Raw genomic sequence first — 16256 nt, 5'->3', positions numbered from 1 at the left:
CCGCGCAAAGAATGTAAACATTCCTTGAATAAAGTGCAAAAAACCTCTTATAACACTGCCAAAAATATTGGTAAAATTCTGGCAGGTGCTTCTTCCTTCCAGCGGAAAATCCAATTTCTCCACTCAAAAAAAGGATAATATCACCAATTATTCGGGCAGACCCAGCACCTTCTTTGCATTGCCGCTGAGGACTTTTCCCAGTTCCTCCTCTTCTAAGCCAACCCCGCGCAGATGGCGCAGAGACGGCTCATGCTGCCACATGGGGAAGTCGGTGCCGAACAGGCACCGGTCGGGGCCAAACGCCCGGATGAGCCTTCTGTATTCCTCCGGCTCCATAAAGGCGTAGCTTGAGGAGGTATCCACCCACACCCGGCGCGGCAGCAGCCATTGCTCCGATTCCTTCCACTGCATCCAGCCCCCCAGATGGGCGGCTACCACATCCAGCGCCGGGAATTTGTCCAGCACGCGGGCCATGCGGCGGGGATGGGAAAAATCATACCGGGGATCTCCGGTGTGCACCAGCAGGGGAAGCTTCCCCTCCAGCTTGGCATAGATGGGAAAAACCATGGGATCGTCCAGCTGGAACCTCTGGAAGTCCGGGTGGAGCTTGACGCCTCTGAGTCCCAGCTCCTGGATGTGTTTGATTTCCTCCTCCCAATCCTCCATCAGCGGATGCAGCGTCCCCAATCCGATGAGCTCGGGATGCTGCTCACACTGCTGGGCGATAAAGCAGTTGATGGAATGAACCTGGTCCGGTTTGGTGGCCACCGACTGCACCACGAATCGATGGATCCCGGCCTTCTCACCCTCCTCCAAAAGGGCCGTCACCCGGCCGTTTACATGCATGGGGATATCGTAAAAGGCGCCGATGTTGGTGGTGGCTTTGTCGGCGATTTTTTCGGGGAAGATATGTGCGTGGAAGTCGATAATATCTTGCATAGGAGCACTCCTTCCAAAACTGTCCCTTCCACACTGTGAAAGATGACAGAAAAATTAGTGATAATACAAATAAAATCTTACTTATTATAATACCATTGGCACTCTTTGTCAAAAATTGGTTGCCTTATCCAGTCAGCCCCCGGCATTTTCCAGGGAGTGCGGGGTTTGTCCTGTCATCCCTTGCCATCCGGTGGAGTTTTGACTATAATGAATGAAAAAGAAGTGTGACAAATTGCCCCTTTTTTCACAGGGGCAGGCTGTTGGATAGAGAAAGGATTTGGATCACTATGAAGTTGGGAATCGTAGGGCTGCCCAATGTGGGCAAAAGCACCCTGTTTAACGCCATCACCAATGCCGGCGCTCAGTCGGCCAACTACCCCTTCTGCACCATCGAACCCAATGTCGGGGTCGTGGCGGTGCCGGACAAGCGTCTGGATGTGCTGACCGAGATGTACCATCCGGCCAAGACCACTCCGGCCGTCATTGAATTTGTGGACATCGCTGGTCTGGTGCGGGGCGCCTCCAAAGGGGAGGGCCTGGGCAACAAGTTTTTGGCCAACATCCGGGAGGTGGACGCCATGATCCATGTGGTGCGCTGCTTTGAGAACGATGACATCGTCCATGTGGAAGGATCCATCGATCCGGCCCGGGACATCGAGACCATCAATCTGGAGCTGATTTTCTCCGACATCGAGATGCTGGAACGGCGCATCGACAAAAGCAAAAAGCTGATGAAGGGGGATAAATCCTACGCCGCTGAGGTGGAGTTCCTGGAGAGGGTCAAGGCCTGGCTGGAGGAGGGGAAACCGGCCCGCACGGTGGAGCGTTCTCCGGAAGAGGACGAGATCCTTTCGTCGGTGGCTCTTTTGACTTCCAAACCGGTCATCTATGCCGCCAATCTCAGCGAAAACGACTTCACCGGCGATCTGATGGACAATCCCTATTACTCTGTGGTAGAAAAGATCGCACAGGCCGAAGGCGCCCAGGTTCTGCCCATCTGCGCAGGGCTGGAGGAGGAAGTGGCCGGCATGGACAAAGAGGAAAAAATGATGTTCCTCTCCGAGCTGGGACTCAGCCAGTCGGGCTTGGACCGTCTGGTGCAGAAGAGCTACGACCTGTTGGGGCTCATCTCCTATCTGACGGCCGGTACCCCCGAGGTCCGCGCCTGGACCATCACCCGCGGCACCAAAGCGCCTCAGGCCGCCGGTAAAATCCACACCGACTTTGAACGGGGCTTCATACGGGCCGAAGTGGTGGCCTACGACGATTTGATTGTCTGCGGCTCCATGGCCGCCGCCAAGGAAAAAGGTCTGGTGCGCAGCGAGGGCAAGGATTACGTCATGAACGATGGGGATGTCGTTCTTTTCCGCTTTAATGTCTAAGCATAAAGGAGGACGGGCTTGGGCAGGGGATGCGCTGAGATGAGTAGGACAAAACGGGATTTTTTAGGGATTGTTTTCCGACGTATTCTGTTTTGGGCAGCGTTTGAATCCGACCTTGGGCCGTATCCGATCCAAAACAATGCCGGCAGCGTCGCAGTGCTGCCGGCATTTTCGTTCCTAGCTCTAGCCCCGTCCGGCAATTCCAGGGCATGGGAAGCCCTTCGGTCCGCATAAGCATAGAAACATAGAAACAAAGAAAATCTTTTCTCGTCTTAAAGCCCTATGGCGAGTTTCATCGCTGGCGCAGCTCCTCGGGGTGTACGACCGCATTCCATTATCCTTTGAAGGAAATACCAGCGTTTCAGGAGGCTTGTATGCACATTACCGTCTATTTCCGCAAGGGAAATAAAATTCCTTTTATCACTCTGCTGTGCGGGGCATTGATCCTGTGCATCCTAGTGCCGCTTTTGTGTTCCCGGTGTTACTTTACTCCCAGCCGTCCGGATACCCCCCAGGTGTACGGCGTCCCTCTGCACCAGATGCTCATGGAGGAAGGCAGTTCAGGGCGTCCCGGCACCCATCGCGCCATCCGGTATGTGGTCATCCACGAGACGGCCAACACCAATACAGGTGCCGACGCCATGGCCCATGCTCAGCTCCTCCAGAGCGGGCAAAACGGAACCACCTCTTGGCACTACAGTGTGGACGATCATCAAATCTGCCAGAGCATCCCCGACGACGAGATGGCCTATCACGCCGGCGACAAACGCAAAGAAGGCGGCGGCAACGTCAACGGCATCGGTATTGAGCTGTGCGTCAACCAGGACGGCGACTTTGAGAAGACCTTCCAAAACGGCGCGAAATTGACGGCCTTTTTGCTTCAAGAGTATGACTTAGGCTTGGGAGCCGTCAAACAGCACGCCGATTTCATGGAGAAGAACTGTCCCCAGACCATCCGGGATGAGGGGCGCTGGCAGGAATTCCTCCAGCTGGTGGAGCATTATATGGAGGAGCCCTATTAAGCAATCATCTGTATTATATTGTTTAATTATTACTTTTGGTATATTTTATTTTTGCCTCCACGATAAGGAAAAATTGAGCTTCACCTTTGAACCGGAATACTAATTAGTATATTCTATATCTATTTATCCTAATAGTATAATAAAAGCGTCAAAACAAGGGCAGGGAACGCATTCCCTGCCCTTTTCCGATGGAGGAAAGATGGGTGCTACTCCAACACCCGACGAGCCGACACAAAATGCTCTTGCCAGAAGGAACCGGTAATATCCTGTCTCTGGACGGTCTGACTATCGCCGCCGCTGTAGATCATAACGCCGTCGCTCTCCAGGATGCCGCAGAATTGAGGCACGCCCGGCTGATCGGTATAGAAAAACAAAATGTCCCCCGGACGCATGACATCCCAGGAAATCTCACTGCCCACCTGGGCTTGGGCGGTGACGGTACGGGGTAGGATCAGTCCCGCCTGGCTAAACACATAGTATGTAAAGCCAGAGGAATCAAATCCCTTTTCAGGACTTGCCGATCCGTACACATAAGGGGTCCCGATCAATTCCTGGGCTTCCTCCACCACCGGAGCAGCGCCGGCCACAGAGGCCGGCACGCTGCTGGAGGTCTGGGATGCTTCCGAGGTGGCGCTTGTAGTACCCTCAGACGGAACCATGGAGTTGCCGCCGTTGGGGTTGGATGCAGGATTCGAGGTGGGATTGCGGTCCGAGGGGTTAGAGGTGTTGTCGGTCATGGAAGAAGAGTTGTTGTCCGACGCTCCATCCACGACAGAGGATTCCGGAGTGCTCGAGTGGGGCAGCATGGACTCCACTTTGGAAACCACTTCCGAAACCACGCCGCCATTGCTGGAACTATCCCCTTTGTCCTTGCCGCAGGATGCCAGCACTGCAGTGGTCATGGCCAGGACCAGCATGACAGCCAAGAGACCCATTATGGTGTGTCGTTTCATCGTTTTTGCTCCTTCTGTATTTGAAATAGGATGGACGGGCCTGCTGAATATCAGACCCCTTTCTTAGGATGCGCCGTCAGATGGTGAGTATTCCTCCCTCTGTTTCCAAAAGGATGAGAATTTGTTCCTCCTCGCCGGTCTGACAATTGACGTATACTAAAACCTTCTGGTCGTTTTTCCCTTTGCACATAAATTCATAACACAGGTTTTCCGATCCAGCGTCGGTGGGGATCAGTGCCACGCCGGCGCTTTGCACGGTCAGATAAGAGCTGAGTTTTTCCTGGGCCTGTTCCTTGGTCAGGGACGCCGATTCCAAGGCCCGGTCCTGGTGGTTCATCAGATAGCCTCTGGCGTCGAACATCACCACTTGGCCGTCGTCCAGCGCCACGCCAACCTTGATGAGATCGGTATAACAGGTAACGCTGCCCTGCTGATAGGCAAAATTGATGGTACAAATGCCTCCGGAGGTGGAATAATAGCTCTCCTCCATGGAGGTGATGCCGTGATCCTCCAGGTACTGCTTTGCCTTTTCAATGGCGCCTTGGGCATCCAGAGTCGGCATGCCGATTTCCCGGGAGTTTAACAGCCAGGAGCAATAGCCCCCTTGTTTTGTGACGTTTACGGTCAGAGTGTCGGTGGTAAAATTATAGGACGGAATGGCGCCGCTTTCCTCACCGGCATCCTTGAGATCCATCGTGCTCTCCCCAGTAAACTGGGAGGCGCGGCCGCGGGCGGCGCCACGGTCGATCTCCTCTCTGCCTTTGAGCCATTTGGCCTCTTTCTGCTGGATGTGGTCGGAGAAAGGACCGTCGTAAATCAGGGTGGGGTAATCGGTAAACTGCTCCTCAAAATCCAAAAAGCCGGAATTGATGGTGGGTTCCCCCTCAGGCTCCTGTAGATTCTTCAGGCTCTCCTGCATCTGTTCCATAGACATATTGCCGTCATTGATCTCCTGCCGGATGGAGGTGATCAGTTCCGACAACTTTTTGGCATACCCTGCCAGCGCCTCCATATTCTCGTGTTCCTCTTCGGTGATGGCCTGGCCCTCCTCCACCTTGCGGGAGAGAGCCATGGAGAAATCCCCTACCTGAGCGATAAACCGGTTGGTTTTTTCCAAGTTCATGCCGCCCATGGGGAGCTGCCCCAAGCTGCTCTTTGCACCGGATGAATCCATCCAAAGCTCAGTGGCCAGGGTATCAAACTGACTGGCAGTACCGGCGTACATCCCTTTGTTAAGGGAGACGTCGATGCTGTTCATATAATCCCCCAGATCATCCAGAGCCCGCTGATAACTGTGTTCCAGCTGCATCTGGTACTGGTGGGACTGGACGTAGGCGCTGCACATCATGCCGAACAGCACTAAAATGCCCGCGATGGAAAAAGTGATAATGCGTACTTTACGCCGGATCCCCGGCACAAATGGACGATATTTTAAGGTCGTTATCATGGATTTTCCTCCTTGTGCCCATGTTCTCTCCTATTTTCCCCCGATCATGGACGGTTATTCCAGACCCGGAAAATTCGGCATTTCCAATCCCATCCTGCAGACGGGACAGCACAAGGTTATCTTCTCAATAAAAACCATTTCGTCCAAACGGCTATTCTACCTCTGAATATCCCATAGGATACAATTTTTTTCAGGAAATAGCAAGGTTTCCTTTATGGATTAAGGCAAATATTAACAAAATCTTTATGTCCCCTTTGGATCGCCTTGCAAAACAACTCTTCATGACCTAAATTAGAGGAAACTATTCTTTCCCAATTTGTATGCCGCACAGTCCGGAATCTTTCCAAAAAAGTAACTGCAACGACCCATCCAAACCAATCCCAAACTGAATTATTTCCCATCCCGCGGAATATGTTTTTCGGACGTCCTCCCTCGGTACGACAAAACATTTTCCCTCTTTGCCTTATCTTAAAAGAAACAAATCCCGGAGACCCCATCTTGTGCCCGGGCCGGGATCCCCTTATAATAGAAGGGGGTGTCGCAAACGTCTTGGGATCTGTTTCCTCTTCCAAGGCACAAAGGCGTCAATGCGGATCTGCGGCACGGTATTCTATGAGGAAGGGAAGATGATTTTAATGAAAAAAACAATCCTGTGTTTTCTGACGGCGGCATGTGTGCTGGTGAGCTGTCTGTGTCTCTCATCCTGCGGCAAAAAGGACGCGGAATCGTCATCTTCAGCGTCTTCCGGGGCATCTACCTCTGCAGCGGCCGGCTCCGATGGGCAGTCCCCACAGGCCTCGCTCCCGGCCGGGACTAAGGCTGGAACCATCAACCCGCTCACCGGCCGCTCTGATCTGCCATCCGAGGCAGTGGGACAGCGCCCTGTGGGCATCATGATCAACAACCTGGAGGCCGCCACCCCTCAGCATAACATCGCTTCAGCCGATGTGTGCTACGAGATGCAGGCCGAAGGCGGTATCACCCGTATTTTAGCTCTCTACTCCGATTGGCGGAATCTCTCTATGACCGGCTCTATCCGCAGCGCACGTCCCTACTTTGTGGAATTGGCCCAGAGCCACGATTGTATTTATGTCCATGTAGGAGGCAGTCAAGACGCCCTGGATGCTATCCAGTCCTCCAAGGTCGACAGCATCAACGGCGTCAGCGATTCGGTGACCATCTGGCGGGATCCGGGACGTAAAAAGAGCATGGGCAGCGTACACAGCTGCGTCACCGACGGGGAAAAACTCATTCAGTGCGTGCAGAAACGGGAGATCCGTACCCAGGCAAAATCCGACGGTACGGCCTTTTCCTTCCGGGCGGAAGGGGATTCCCAGGCCCCTCAGGGACAGTCCTGCGAGACGCTCACCGTCCCATTTTCCTCCTACGTCACCAGCCGGTTTGTCTACGATTCTCAAAAGGCCGTCTACGCCAAATACCAGTTTGACAAAGGCCAAATGGACGCCGCTACCGGCAAACAGGTCGAGGTGGAAAATGTCCTGGTCCTGCGCACCGCCATCACCCCTACAGGGGATAGTTTAGGCCATGTGGACATCCAGCTCAAAGGCGGGGAAGGGATCTACGCCTCTATGGGCCGGTGCCAGGACATCCAATGGAGCATGGAATCGGCATCCGATCCCATTCAGCTCACCGATTCCTCCGGCCAGGAGCTGTCCCTCAATCCGGGTAAAACCTGGATCTGTATTGTAGGCCAAAAAGACGATGTGACGGCGGAATAATTCTCCCGGTCCCCTCCATAATAAAAGATACCCCCCTTGGGCGGTATGCCCAAGGGGGGTATTGTTTTTTTGAAATGCAAAAAGCCCGCCGGGCACAGGGAGGAAGGTTGTACCCGGCGGAAGTTATACACACAATGAAACAGGGAAAAGGGACATCAGGGCGGCGGTAGATCGTCATCCCCGCCGCACCTGTGGGAATAGGGGCAGCTGCGGCATCCGCCGGCGCATCCACCCGATCCCTTGCCGTTTCGACGGCGCTTTCTGTGAGACCAAAGCGCAATAATTACCAATAAAACCGCAAGGAGCAAAATTACAATATCAATGAGTCCCATAGGAGTCAACTCCTCTGAATTCCAGATATTCTATTCTATGCACCTGTCTGCTGTTTTTGGCACTATTGTTAATCGACGCTAACAATATATCACAGCCCGTGCAGCCTGTCAAGGGGGAAACGAGAAAAAACTTTATTTCCTATATGAATTGTAGTGAATGATAAAAACAGGACCTCCGGTTTTTCCAGAGATCCTGTGGGCAGCGTATAACCTCATTCTAAAAAATCGGCTTATCTGTGTACGGGGTATTCCGATGGGAAAGTGCCAAATATTACGCCATTACTTGTTTATGACTTCGGCCTTTGTGGTGGATACGAACGTGGGATCGCTGTTATTGTTCCCAACCAGTACGATCATGCCATATTCGCTGCGAAGTACTGTCCCCTGCCCAACGGTCTGGCCTCCGGCGTTGATGCCCACACCCGTGGTGCCGACCGGCAGATAACTCCGTACCGCCGCTTCACATTGGGCGGCACAGCCAGCGGGAGTTGGCGTCGGCTCCGGCAGATACGTGATATTGTTGTTGTACGTAGCACTGGTGATCCGGACGGCAGCAATACGGCAAAGGGACACCGCTTCCTGTGGAACTCCCTGGTTATTGGCCAGCTGGAGCAGTCCGGGAGCCTGGGCCGGGAGCAATAGGGATGGACGTCCGCTGGCATTGTTGCCGCTTTCCATGGATACCACAATGTTGTCGCTGGGATAGAGCTGGATAATCTGCTGGAGAACATTCTGCATCTGCTGGATACCGGCGCATTCTACGGTATTTACATCCGAACCAGCCGGGCCAGTGGCGCCGGTAGCGCCTGTAGGACCGGTTGAGCCGGTGGCTCCAGTTGCGCCTGTAGATCCAACGGCACCCGCGGCGCCCGTAGCGCCGGTCGGACCGGGGATGCCTTGCGGACCCTGCGGGCCCTGAGCACCGGTAGCGCCTGTCGGGCCGATGGGGCCCTGGGTACCCTGAGGGCCTTGCGGACCGATGGGGCCTCCGGGGCCAGCCGGACCAGTAGCGCCATCCGCACCAGTGGGACCGGTGGGGCCTTGGATGCCCTGAGGGCCCTGAATTCCCTGGGCGCCGGTAGCCCCGGTCGGACCCATAGGGCCTTGTGCCCCCTGCGGACCCTGGGCGCCGACTGGACCGGTGGCACCGGTAGCGCCGATGGGGCCCTGAGCTCCTTGCGGGCCAACAGGGCCGGGAAGTCCAGCCAAACCGGCGGCTCCTGTGGGGCCGGCCGGACCGGTAGGACCCATGAGTCCCGTGGCACCGGTGGGGCCCGTCGGCCCTGGGACGGGACAGGTTTGAACACAACAGCAGTCGTTTTGACAGCAGCATTCATCCTGCTGGCATCCGTCTTCCGGACAGCTGTCGTAATGATAGATCTTCAAGATATTGACCTCCTATTTCAATTCAGGTGGTATACCCCAATTCATTGTATGTTCCCGGTTTTATCGTTGTCCCCAAAATTCATTTCCCCGGCTGATCCAATAAAAAACAGGAGTTCTGAACGAATCATCACCAGGTTTTCCCATTTTTATATGGCTGCATTGGTTTGTTCCCATTGCATTCCCCTTATGCATTCGGTATACTTAGAGCAAGACGTTTAGGAGATTCGCAATGAGAAATAAAAACAATAAGCATCTGGGAATTGAAGTTGATCCAGAACTTCACTATAAATTGCACTACATCGCAAAGTATGAAGGGCGTTCTGCCAACGGCCAAATTCTATATCTCATCCGCCAATGCATCAAAGAATTTGAAAAAGCAGAAGGTCCCATCATCCTTCCTGCCGATGGCAAATCACAGAGGAAATCACAAGAAAAAGGCTGAGGAGAACCAATTTGGTCTCTCAGCCTTTTTTCTTCTGTCTACTATTTTTTTATTTCTGCTCTTCCGACTGCTTTTTTTGTTCGTCCTCCATGGCCTTTTTGCGCACGGCTTTGAGCACATCGGGGGGCAGGATCAGATTTTCCGTATAGGGGTTGATGGCGATGCCGCTGGCACTCTTCATCTGCTCCAGGATCATCTCACAGCAGTTGAGGAAGGGGGTCTGCATGGCCATAAATCTCCGGCCGGCCTGTTGAGGAAGAAGCTCTTTCCGGGTATAGACCGGGAGAAAATACCGTCCGTCGGGCGCGCTCAGGATATTGACTCTCGCCTTAGCGTTTTCCGGCAGGGCGATGGAAGTCCCATTCTCCGCGCCTTCCTGGAGTTTCTTAGCGTCTTCTTCGCTGAGTTCCACGTGCACCGGCACCGTCACATTGGCCTTGCCCAGCGCAATGAGAACCGGCACCAAGTTTACCATATTCTCCGGATCCTTCATATAAATACGGATAAGGAACTCCAGGTTTTCCACCTGCATCATATCCGGACTGGTTGTTTCATCGCCGCCCACTACGATCTTTTTCTGCGGCGCGGTTTGTTCTTTTGCCTGGTCGATACCGGACGCTTGGGTCTCTTCACCCTTTTTTCGAGATTTTTTAAACAATGCCATAGTTAGAATTTAACACTCCTCGTTCCAATGGTTCCGCTTATGCTGAAAGGCCCAAGAATCCCCATCAATTGATTTTCCCCATTATAACATAAACTCTTCCCCAACACTAGGTCATAATTGTGAATTTTACAGTTTTTTCATCATTGTCCTTTTGCCCAAAGCAGGTATTTTTTATTCTTTTTTATAAGACTGGTTATTTTGGCGCTTTTTAGGAAAATTTTTTGATGAAATGGTGGAAATGGCCGCTTAAATTTGTTATAATATCCACTGTGTAGATTTTTTGAAAATGCTGGATACACACCCCCACGCCTCCCAAGCGCGGGGCGTTTCATTTGTATCTAAAATCAGGAGGTAGATGTTTAATGAGTTACAAGTACGTGTACCTGTTCTCCGAAGGCAACGGTTCCATGCGTGAACTGTTGGGCGGCAAAGGCGCCAACCTTGCGGAGATGACCAATCTGGGCATGCCGGTGCCTCAGGGCTTCACCGTCACCACCGAGGCCTGCACCCGCTACTATGAAGACGGCCGTCAGATCGCCCCCGAAATCCAGGCCGAGATCCTGGAATACCTGGGCAAGATGGAGGAGATCGCTGGTAAGAAGTTCGGCGATGCTGCCAATCCTCTGTTGGTTTCGGTCCGTTCCGGCGCCCGCGCTTCCATGCCCGGCATGATGGATACCATCCTGAACCTGGGCCTCAACGACACCGTTGTGGAAGGCCTGGCCAAGCTGACCAACAATCCCCGTTTTGCATATGACTCCTACCGCCGTTTCATCCAGATGTTCTCCGACGTTGTTATGGAACTGCCTAAGTCCAACTTCGAGAAGATCATCGACGAGATGAAGGAAGCTAAGGGCGTCAAGATGGACACCGAACTGGATGCCGACGATATGAAGGCTATGGTTGTCCGCTTCAAAGAGTACTACAAACAGGAAAAGGGCGTGGATTTCCCCACCGATCCCAAAGAGCAGCTGATGGAAGCTGTCCGCGCTGTGTTCCGCAGCTGGGATAACCCCCGTGCCAACGTCTACCGTCGTCTCAACGACATCCCCTATTCCTGGGGCACTGCCGTCAACGTCCAGATGATGGTGTTCGGTAACACCGGCGATACCTCCGGTACCGGCGTTGCCTTTACCCGTAACCCCGCCACCGGCGAGGCCAAACTGTTCGGTGAGTTCCTGATGAACGCCCAGGGCGAGGACGTCGTGGCCGGCATCCGTACCCCCCAGACCATCGATCAGCTCAAAAATGTTATGCCCGAAGTGTACGAGCAGTTTGCTACCACTGCTGACCGTCTCGAGAAACACTATCGCGATATGCAGGATATGGAGTTCACCATTGAGAATGGCAAGCTCTACATGCTCCAGACCCGTAACGGCAAACGTACCGCCGCTGCCGCTCTGAAGATCGCCGTCGACCTGGTGGACGAGGGCATGATCACCGAGGAAGAGGCTGTGATGCGCGTCGAGCCCAAGCAGCTGGACAGCCTCCTGCACCCGCAGTTTGAAGCCACCGCTCTGAAGGCCGCTAAGGTCATCGGCAAAGGCTTGGCTGCTTCTCCCGGCGCTGCCTGCGGCCGCGTCGTCTTCACCGCTGAGGACGCCAAAGAGTGGGATGCCCGCGGTGAAAAGGTCATTCTGGCCCGTCTGGAAACCTCTCCTGAAGACATCGAGGGCATGAACGTGGCTCAGGGTATCCTGACCGTCCGCGGCGGCATGACCTCTCACGCTGCTGTTGTGGCCCGCGGCATGGGTACTTGCTGCGTCTCCGGCTGCGGCGAGATCGCTATGCACGAAGAAGAGAAATACTTTGAGCTGGGCGGCATGACCATCCGCGAAGGCGATTATATCTCCATCGACGGCTCCACCGGCAACATCTACGGCGAAGCTGTCCCCACTGTGGAAGCCACCATCTCCGGCGACTTCGGCCGCTATATGGCTTGGGCTGACGCTGCCCGTACCCTGAAGGTTTACACCAATGCCGACACACCCAGAGACGCCGCTCAGGCTGTCAAGTTCGGCGCCCAGGGTATCGGCCTGTGCCGTACTGAGCACATGTTCTTCGAGGCTGACCGTATTAAGGCCATCCGCGAGATGATCGTTTCCGAGACTGTCGAAGCCCGCAAGGCCGCTCTGGCCAAGCTGCTGCCCTATCAGCAGGGCGACTTCGAGGCCCTGTACGAAGTAATGCAGGACCGTCCGGTTACCATCCGTTACCTGGATCCCCCTCTCCATGAATTCCTGCCCACCAAGGAAGAGGATATTGCTGAGATCGCCGGTGAACTGAACATCACCGTTGAGAAACTCAAGCAAGTCATTGCCTCCCTGCATGAGTTCAACCCCATGATGGGTCACCGCGGCTGCCGTCTGGCTGTTTCCTATCCGGAAATCGCTGAGATGCAGACCACCGCTGTCATCAACGCTGCTATCAACGTCAACAAGGCTCATCCGGAATACAAGATCGTTCCGGAGATCATGATCCCGCTGGTTGGCGAACGCAAGGAACTCAAGTATGTCAAGGACGTCGTCACCGCCACTGCCGACAAGCTCATCGCTGACGCCGGCATTGAGATGACCTATAAAGTCGGTACCATGGTGGAAATCCCCCGCGCTGCCGTCACCGCCGACGAGATCGCCAAGGAAGCTGAATTCTTCTCCTTCGGCACCAACGACTTGACCCAGATGACTTTCGGCTTCAGCCGTGACGATGCCGGCAAGTTCCTGGATTCCTACTACGATGCCAAGATCTACGAGTCCGATCCCTTCGCAAAGCTGGATCAGGATGGCGTGGGCAAGCTCATCAAACTGGCTGTCCGTCTGGGCCGTGAGACCCGCCCCGACATCAAACTGGGCATCTGCGGTGAGCACGGCGGCGATCCGTCTTCCATCGAGTTCTGCCACAACGCTGGCCTGAACTACGTTTCCTGCTCGCCCTTCCGTGTGCCGATCGCTCGTCTGGCTGCTGCCCAGGCCGCTATCAAAGCCAAGAAGGCCTAAGGGATAGGATCCTTTTCTTAGTATAGTTTTCAAGGCACATTGCTGATCTCTCAGCAATGTGCCTTTTTTACCGGCTTTTACTGATGCGATGGGCATACTGTGTGCATCCGGGAGAAACAATGGATTTAGTTGCAATTGGATCTATGATCCGATATACTGAAAGAATACAGGGAATCACTCTCATCTTGTCGAAAAGAAAGGATGTGTCGGCATTGGATAACGCGTTTAACAACGAATGGCTATTGTATCTCCTGCAGACCTATGGTCCAAAGATCCTGGCTGCTTTGGTGGTGCTGATCCTGGGCCTCTGGCTCTCCAAACTGCTGGGTAGTCTTACCGTCAAGGTTCTCAAGAAGGGTAATATCGAGCCATCTCTTCACGCATTTATCCGTTCCTTTGTATCTATCTCCACCAAGATTGTTGTAATTGTCACAGTAGGGTCCATTTTAGGGCTTCCCATGGGCACCATGATCGCTGCTTTGGGCGCTGCCGGAGCCGCCATCGCTTTGGCCGTCAAAGACAGCCTCGCAAATGTGGCCAGCGGTATCCTGATCCTGTTTACCCATCCCTTCCGGGTAGGCGATTACGTGGAAGTGGAGGGGTCGGCCGGCACAGTCCAAGAAATCCAGTTGCTTTATACCACCTTTCTGACGGTGGATAATCGGAAACTGGTCATTCCCAACTCCCATCTGACCTCCGACAAACTTGTGAATACGACCTGCGAAGCGACCCGACGCCTGGATTTGGCTTTCCTTGTCGGGTTGGACAGTGATATCGACCAGGTCAAATCGGTCCTTATGGAGCTGATGACATCCCATCCCTTGGCCCTCCAGGATCCGAAACCAAGCGCTTATGTTTATGAGTATACCTCTTCGGCCATCAATATTACCATGCGCGTCTGGACCAAAACAGAGGACTACTGGGATCTGACTTACAGTATGCTGGAACAAGTCAAGCATCGGTTTGACGAGGAAAAGATCCGCCTTTCCCACGACCAGTTGGACGTCCATGTGATGGACTCCAAACATGGATGATAACCGTGTCTTCAAAGGAAAATGCCTCTGTCCCGATGGCTGGGACAGAGGCATTTTTCCCATACGGCAAAACCATTGGATCCCGCCTGGATTTTTCCAGCAGGAGAAAAGGAAAAGGTCTTGATAAAATATCGGAAATTGGTATAATATAAGAAATACTATTTTGCAGATATGATTACTTGATTATACCGTGTGGAGGTGAGAAAATGACCGACATCGCCATTATAGGCGGCGGCCCAGCCGGACTTTCTGCAGCAGTGCAGGCCAGGGCCAGGGGGAAATCAGTGACGGTGTATACCAATGATATCCACCGCAATTGGCTGTGCAGGACCCCTTTGGTGGATAATTACCTGGGGTTGCCCGGTATAAGCGGCAAGGAAATGATGGAACGTTTCTTCGATCATGCCAAACGGGCAGGGGCTCAGGTAGAGGAGAAACGCATCACCAGCGTATTGCCTATGGGCAAGACCTTCCTGCTCTCGGCCGGCAGTCAGGTGATGGAAGCTCAGTCCATTATCCTGGCCATGGGGGCAGCTAAATCCCCGCAGATCCCAGGGGAACAGCAGCTTATGGGCAAAGGGGTCAGTACCTGCGCCACCTGCGACGGTATGCTCTACCGCGGCAAACGGGTTCTTGTTGTAGCCCAGTCGCCGCTCGCTTTGGAAGATTCCATTTTCCTCTACGAGATCGGTTGTGAAGTGACGGTGGTTAATCCCGGCGGCCGTACCAATCTGGAGGGATTGCCGGAAACCATTCCGGTGATCAGTGGTTCTAAATTGGCCTTGGAAGGGGCGGATCACGCCGTTGGCCTGACGGTAGACCGTATCCTGTATCCCGCCGACTGCGTCTTTCTTATCCGGGATACCTCAGCCCCGGATGCATTAGTACCAGGACTTGTCCTGGACAGCGGATTTATCAAAACAGCCCGGGATCAGTCCACCTCCATCCCCGGTGTATTTGCAGCGGGGGATTGTACCGGTCTTCCCCTACAGGTCGGAAAAGCGGTGGGGGAAGGGCTGACAGCTGCTTTATCGGCAATCTCGTGGCTGGCCTCCCGTTAGGAAGATGATAATCCCCATCGGTTCCACATATCCAGGACGCGCCTTCTTTTGAAGAAACATCAAACATATTATTGTGTTTATATAGAACACACTTGTTGTTGTACAGAATACAGCCGGACTAATCCTCCCAGTCGACCAGGATGGCCCGTACTGGAGCACCGTCTACTTCTCCCACCAGGACCGGCGGCGCAAAGAGGAAATATTCCCCATCCGGCACCTTATTCAAATCCAAGTTTTCCAAGATCATAACCCCGTTTTGCAGCAATTCCTGATGTACAGCGGCTTCGTCATCCGGCGGGGCGATGGAGTCGGCATCGGTGCCCACCAGCTGTACTCCCAAGGCTCCCAGCGCAAAGGCGGCCGACGGGGTGAGAAAGGCCTTTCCTTCTCCCCGGATGAGCAACCGCCGGCAGCCGGGGACAATGCTTTCATCCACATCCTGACCAGTGATGTCCCTTCGGACGGACAAGACTGCGCACCGTCCCACATAGGGCTCCAACGGCAGGGATGCGATGCCTTGTCCGTCGGCCAGAAAATGGAGAGGCGCATCGGCATGGGTGCCGGTATGCAGGCAGGCGAAAAGGGCGGTCAGATTGCAGTCATCCCCTACATCCATGCGCTGGATGGGATCCAGCCGTGGGGATGGGTCACCGGGATAAACCGGCGACGTCAGCAGGGGACGCGAAATATCATATAAACGCATGGTGCACTCCTCCTGAAGTTAACGTGATGTCCTAACATCATTGTACCCTTGGGCGGACGCTTGTCAACTGCAGGTGCGGCTTGCTATATGGCGTGCATCTTTTTTCATGGGGCAGGGGCTGGATTACACAGCAGATGTCCCGTTTTATCCTATAGG

Annotated in this window: 14 protein-coding genes; 7 read left to right on the top strand and 7 right to left on the bottom strand. The window is 53.9% G+C overall.

The annotated features are described in order from the left end of the window. Positions 1–147 precede the first annotated feature (147 nt). Positions 148–939, bottom strand: a complete 792-nt coding sequence (locus tag C12CBH8_RS00250; protein ID WP_090265507.1) for an amidohydrolase family protein — start codon at positions 937–939, stop codon at positions 148–150. 287 nt (positions 940–1226) lie between these two features. On the opposite strand from C12CBH8_RS00250, the gene ychF reads away from it, so the two are divergent. Beyond that, positions 1227–2321, top strand: a complete 1095-nt coding sequence (ychF, locus tag C12CBH8_RS00245; RefSeq protein ID WP_090265506.1) for a redox-regulated ATPase YchF — start codon at positions 1227–1229, stop codon at positions 2319–2321. A gap of 374 nt (positions 2322–2695) precedes the next feature. Then, complete coding sequence (locus tag C12CBH8_RS00240; RefSeq protein WP_215533320.1) at positions 2696–3343, top strand: peptidoglycan recognition protein family protein; 648 nt, start codon at positions 2696–2698, stop codon at positions 3341–3343. 206 nt (positions 3344–3549) lie between these two features. On the opposite strand, the gene C12CBH8_RS00235 is transcribed toward C12CBH8_RS00240, so the two are convergent. Next, positions 3550–4296, bottom strand: coding sequence for an NlpC/P60 family protein (locus C12CBH8_RS00235; RefSeq protein WP_090265500.1), 747 nt, complete (start codon positions 4294–4296; stop codon positions 3550–3552). A gap of 76 nt (positions 4297–4372) precedes the next feature. Continuing rightward, entirely contained in the window at positions 4373–5743 is a 1371-nt protein-coding gene (ypeB, locus tag C12CBH8_RS00230) for a germination protein YpeB (RefSeq protein WP_215533319.1), read from the bottom strand. A gap of 635 nt (positions 5744–6378) precedes the next feature. Here ypeB and C12CBH8_RS00225 point away from each other — a divergent pair. Next, complete coding sequence (locus C12CBH8_RS00225) at positions 6379–7482, top strand: DUF3048 domain-containing protein (protein ID WP_215533318.1); 1104 nt, start codon at positions 6379–6381, stop codon at positions 7480–7482. A 155-nt stretch (positions 7483–7637) separates the two neighbouring features. Here C12CBH8_RS00225 and C12CBH8_RS00220 read toward each other — a convergent pair whose 3' ends face one another. Continuing rightward, positions 7638–7814, bottom strand: a complete 177-nt coding sequence (locus C12CBH8_RS00220) for a FeoB-associated Cys-rich membrane protein (RefSeq protein WP_090265494.1) — start codon at positions 7812–7814, stop codon at positions 7638–7640. Between the two features lie 279 nt (positions 7815–8093). Continuing rightward, positions 8094–9065, bottom strand: a complete 972-nt coding sequence (locus C12CBH8_RS11935) for a collagen-like domain-containing protein (protein ID WP_425503815.1) — start codon at positions 9063–9065, stop codon at positions 8094–8096. Between the two features lie 364 nt (positions 9066–9429). Here C12CBH8_RS11935 and C12CBH8_RS00210 point away from each other — a divergent pair, with 364 nt between their 5' ends. After that, positions 9430–9642, top strand: coding sequence for a type II toxin-antitoxin system antitoxin (locus tag C12CBH8_RS00210; RefSeq protein WP_215533317.1), 213 nt, complete (start codon positions 9430–9432; stop codon positions 9640–9642). Positions 9643–9691: 49 nt separating this feature from the next. On the opposite strand, the gene C12CBH8_RS00205 is transcribed toward C12CBH8_RS00210, so the two are convergent. Next, the gene (locus C12CBH8_RS00205; RefSeq protein WP_215533316.1) at positions 9692–10306 is read right to left on the bottom strand and encodes an SseB family protein; all 615 of its coding nucleotides are present in this window, start codon (positions 10304–10306) and stop codon (positions 9692–9694) included. A gap of 362 nt (positions 10307–10668) precedes the next feature. Between C12CBH8_RS00205 and ppdK the strand changes: the two genes are divergently transcribed. From ppdK to C12CBH8_RS00190, 3 genes are all read left to right on the top strand, one after another. Continuing rightward, the gene (gene ppdK, locus C12CBH8_RS00200; protein ID WP_215533315.1) at positions 10669–13302 is read left to right on the top strand and encodes a pyruvate, phosphate dikinase; all 2634 of its coding nucleotides are present in this window, start codon (positions 10669–10671) and stop codon (positions 13300–13302) included. A gap of 212 nt (positions 13303–13514) precedes the next feature. Next, positions 13515–14336: a mechanosensitive ion channel family protein gene (locus C12CBH8_RS00195; protein ID WP_215533314.1), complete on the top strand. Its 822-nt coding sequence runs from the start codon at positions 13515–13517 to the stop codon at positions 14334–14336. A 206-nt stretch (positions 14337–14542) separates the two neighbouring features. Next, positions 14543–15397, top strand: coding sequence for an NAD(P)/FAD-dependent oxidoreductase (locus C12CBH8_RS00190; RefSeq protein WP_215533313.1), 855 nt, complete (start codon positions 14543–14545; stop codon positions 15395–15397). Positions 15398–15515: 118 nt separating this feature from the next. Here the strand turns inward: C12CBH8_RS00190 and C12CBH8_RS00185 are convergent, their stop codons facing one another. Next, positions 15516–16100 (bottom strand): cyclase family protein, encoded by a 585-nt coding sequence (locus C12CBH8_RS00185; protein WP_215533312.1) that lies wholly within the window; start codon positions 16098–16100, stop codon positions 15516–15518. Positions 16101–16256: the final 156 nt, after the last annotated feature.

Source organism: Solibaculum mannosilyticum, assembly GCF_015140235.1.
GTDB classification, from domain to species: Bacteria; Bacillota; Clostridia; order Oscillospirales; family Acutalibacteraceae; genus Solibaculum; species Solibaculum mannosilyticum.
Note: the sequence above shows the minus strand (reverse complement) of the source record. Positions and strands in the feature narration are given on the sequence as shown.

Coding starts and splice junctions, on each gene's coding strand:
- C12CBH8_RS00210 (WP_215533317.1), top strand. CDS start 9,430: ATGAGAAATAAAAACAATAAGCATCTGGGAATTGAAGTTGATCCAGAA.
- ychF (WP_090265506.1), top strand. CDS start 1,227: ATGAAGTTGGGAATCGTAGGGCTGCCCAATGTGGGCAAAAGCACCCTG.
- C12CBH8_RS00220 (WP_090265494.1), bottom strand. CDS start 7,814: ATGGGACTCATTGATATTGTAATTTTGCTCCTTGCGGTTTTATTGGTA.
- C12CBH8_RS00190 (WP_215533313.1), top strand. CDS start 14,543: ATGACCGACATCGCCATTATAGGCGGCGGCCCAGCCGGACTTTCTGCA.
- C12CBH8_RS00240 (WP_215533320.1), top strand. CDS start 2,696: ATGCACATTACCGTCTATTTCCGCAAGGGAAATAAAATTCCTTTTATC.
- ypeB (WP_215533319.1), bottom strand. CDS start 5,743: ATGATAACGACCTTAAAATATCGTCCATTTGTGCCGGGGATCCGGCGT.
- C12CBH8_RS00205 (WP_215533316.1), bottom strand. CDS start 10,306: ATGGCATTGTTTAAAAAATCTCGAAAAAAGGGTGAAGAGACCCAAGCG.
- C12CBH8_RS00185 (WP_215533312.1), bottom strand. CDS start 16,100: ATGCGTTTATATGATATTTCGCGTCCCCTGCTGACGTCGCCGGTTTAT.
- ppdK (WP_215533315.1), top strand. CDS start 10,669: ATGAGTTACAAGTACGTGTACCTGTTCTCCGAAGGCAACGGTTCCATG.
- C12CBH8_RS00250 (WP_090265507.1), bottom strand. CDS start 939: ATGCAAGATATTATCGACTTCCACGCACATATCTTCCCCGAAAAAATC.
- C12CBH8_RS00225 (WP_215533318.1), top strand. CDS start 6,379: ATGAAAAAAACAATCCTGTGTTTTCTGACGGCGGCATGTGTGCTGGTG.
- C12CBH8_RS11935 (WP_425503815.1), bottom strand. CDS start 9,065: ATGGGTCCTACCGGTCCGGCCGGCCCCACAGGAGCCGCCGGTTTGGCT.
- C12CBH8_RS00235 (WP_090265500.1), bottom strand. CDS start 4,296: ATGAAACGACACACCATAATGGGTCTCTTGGCTGTCATGCTGGTCCTG.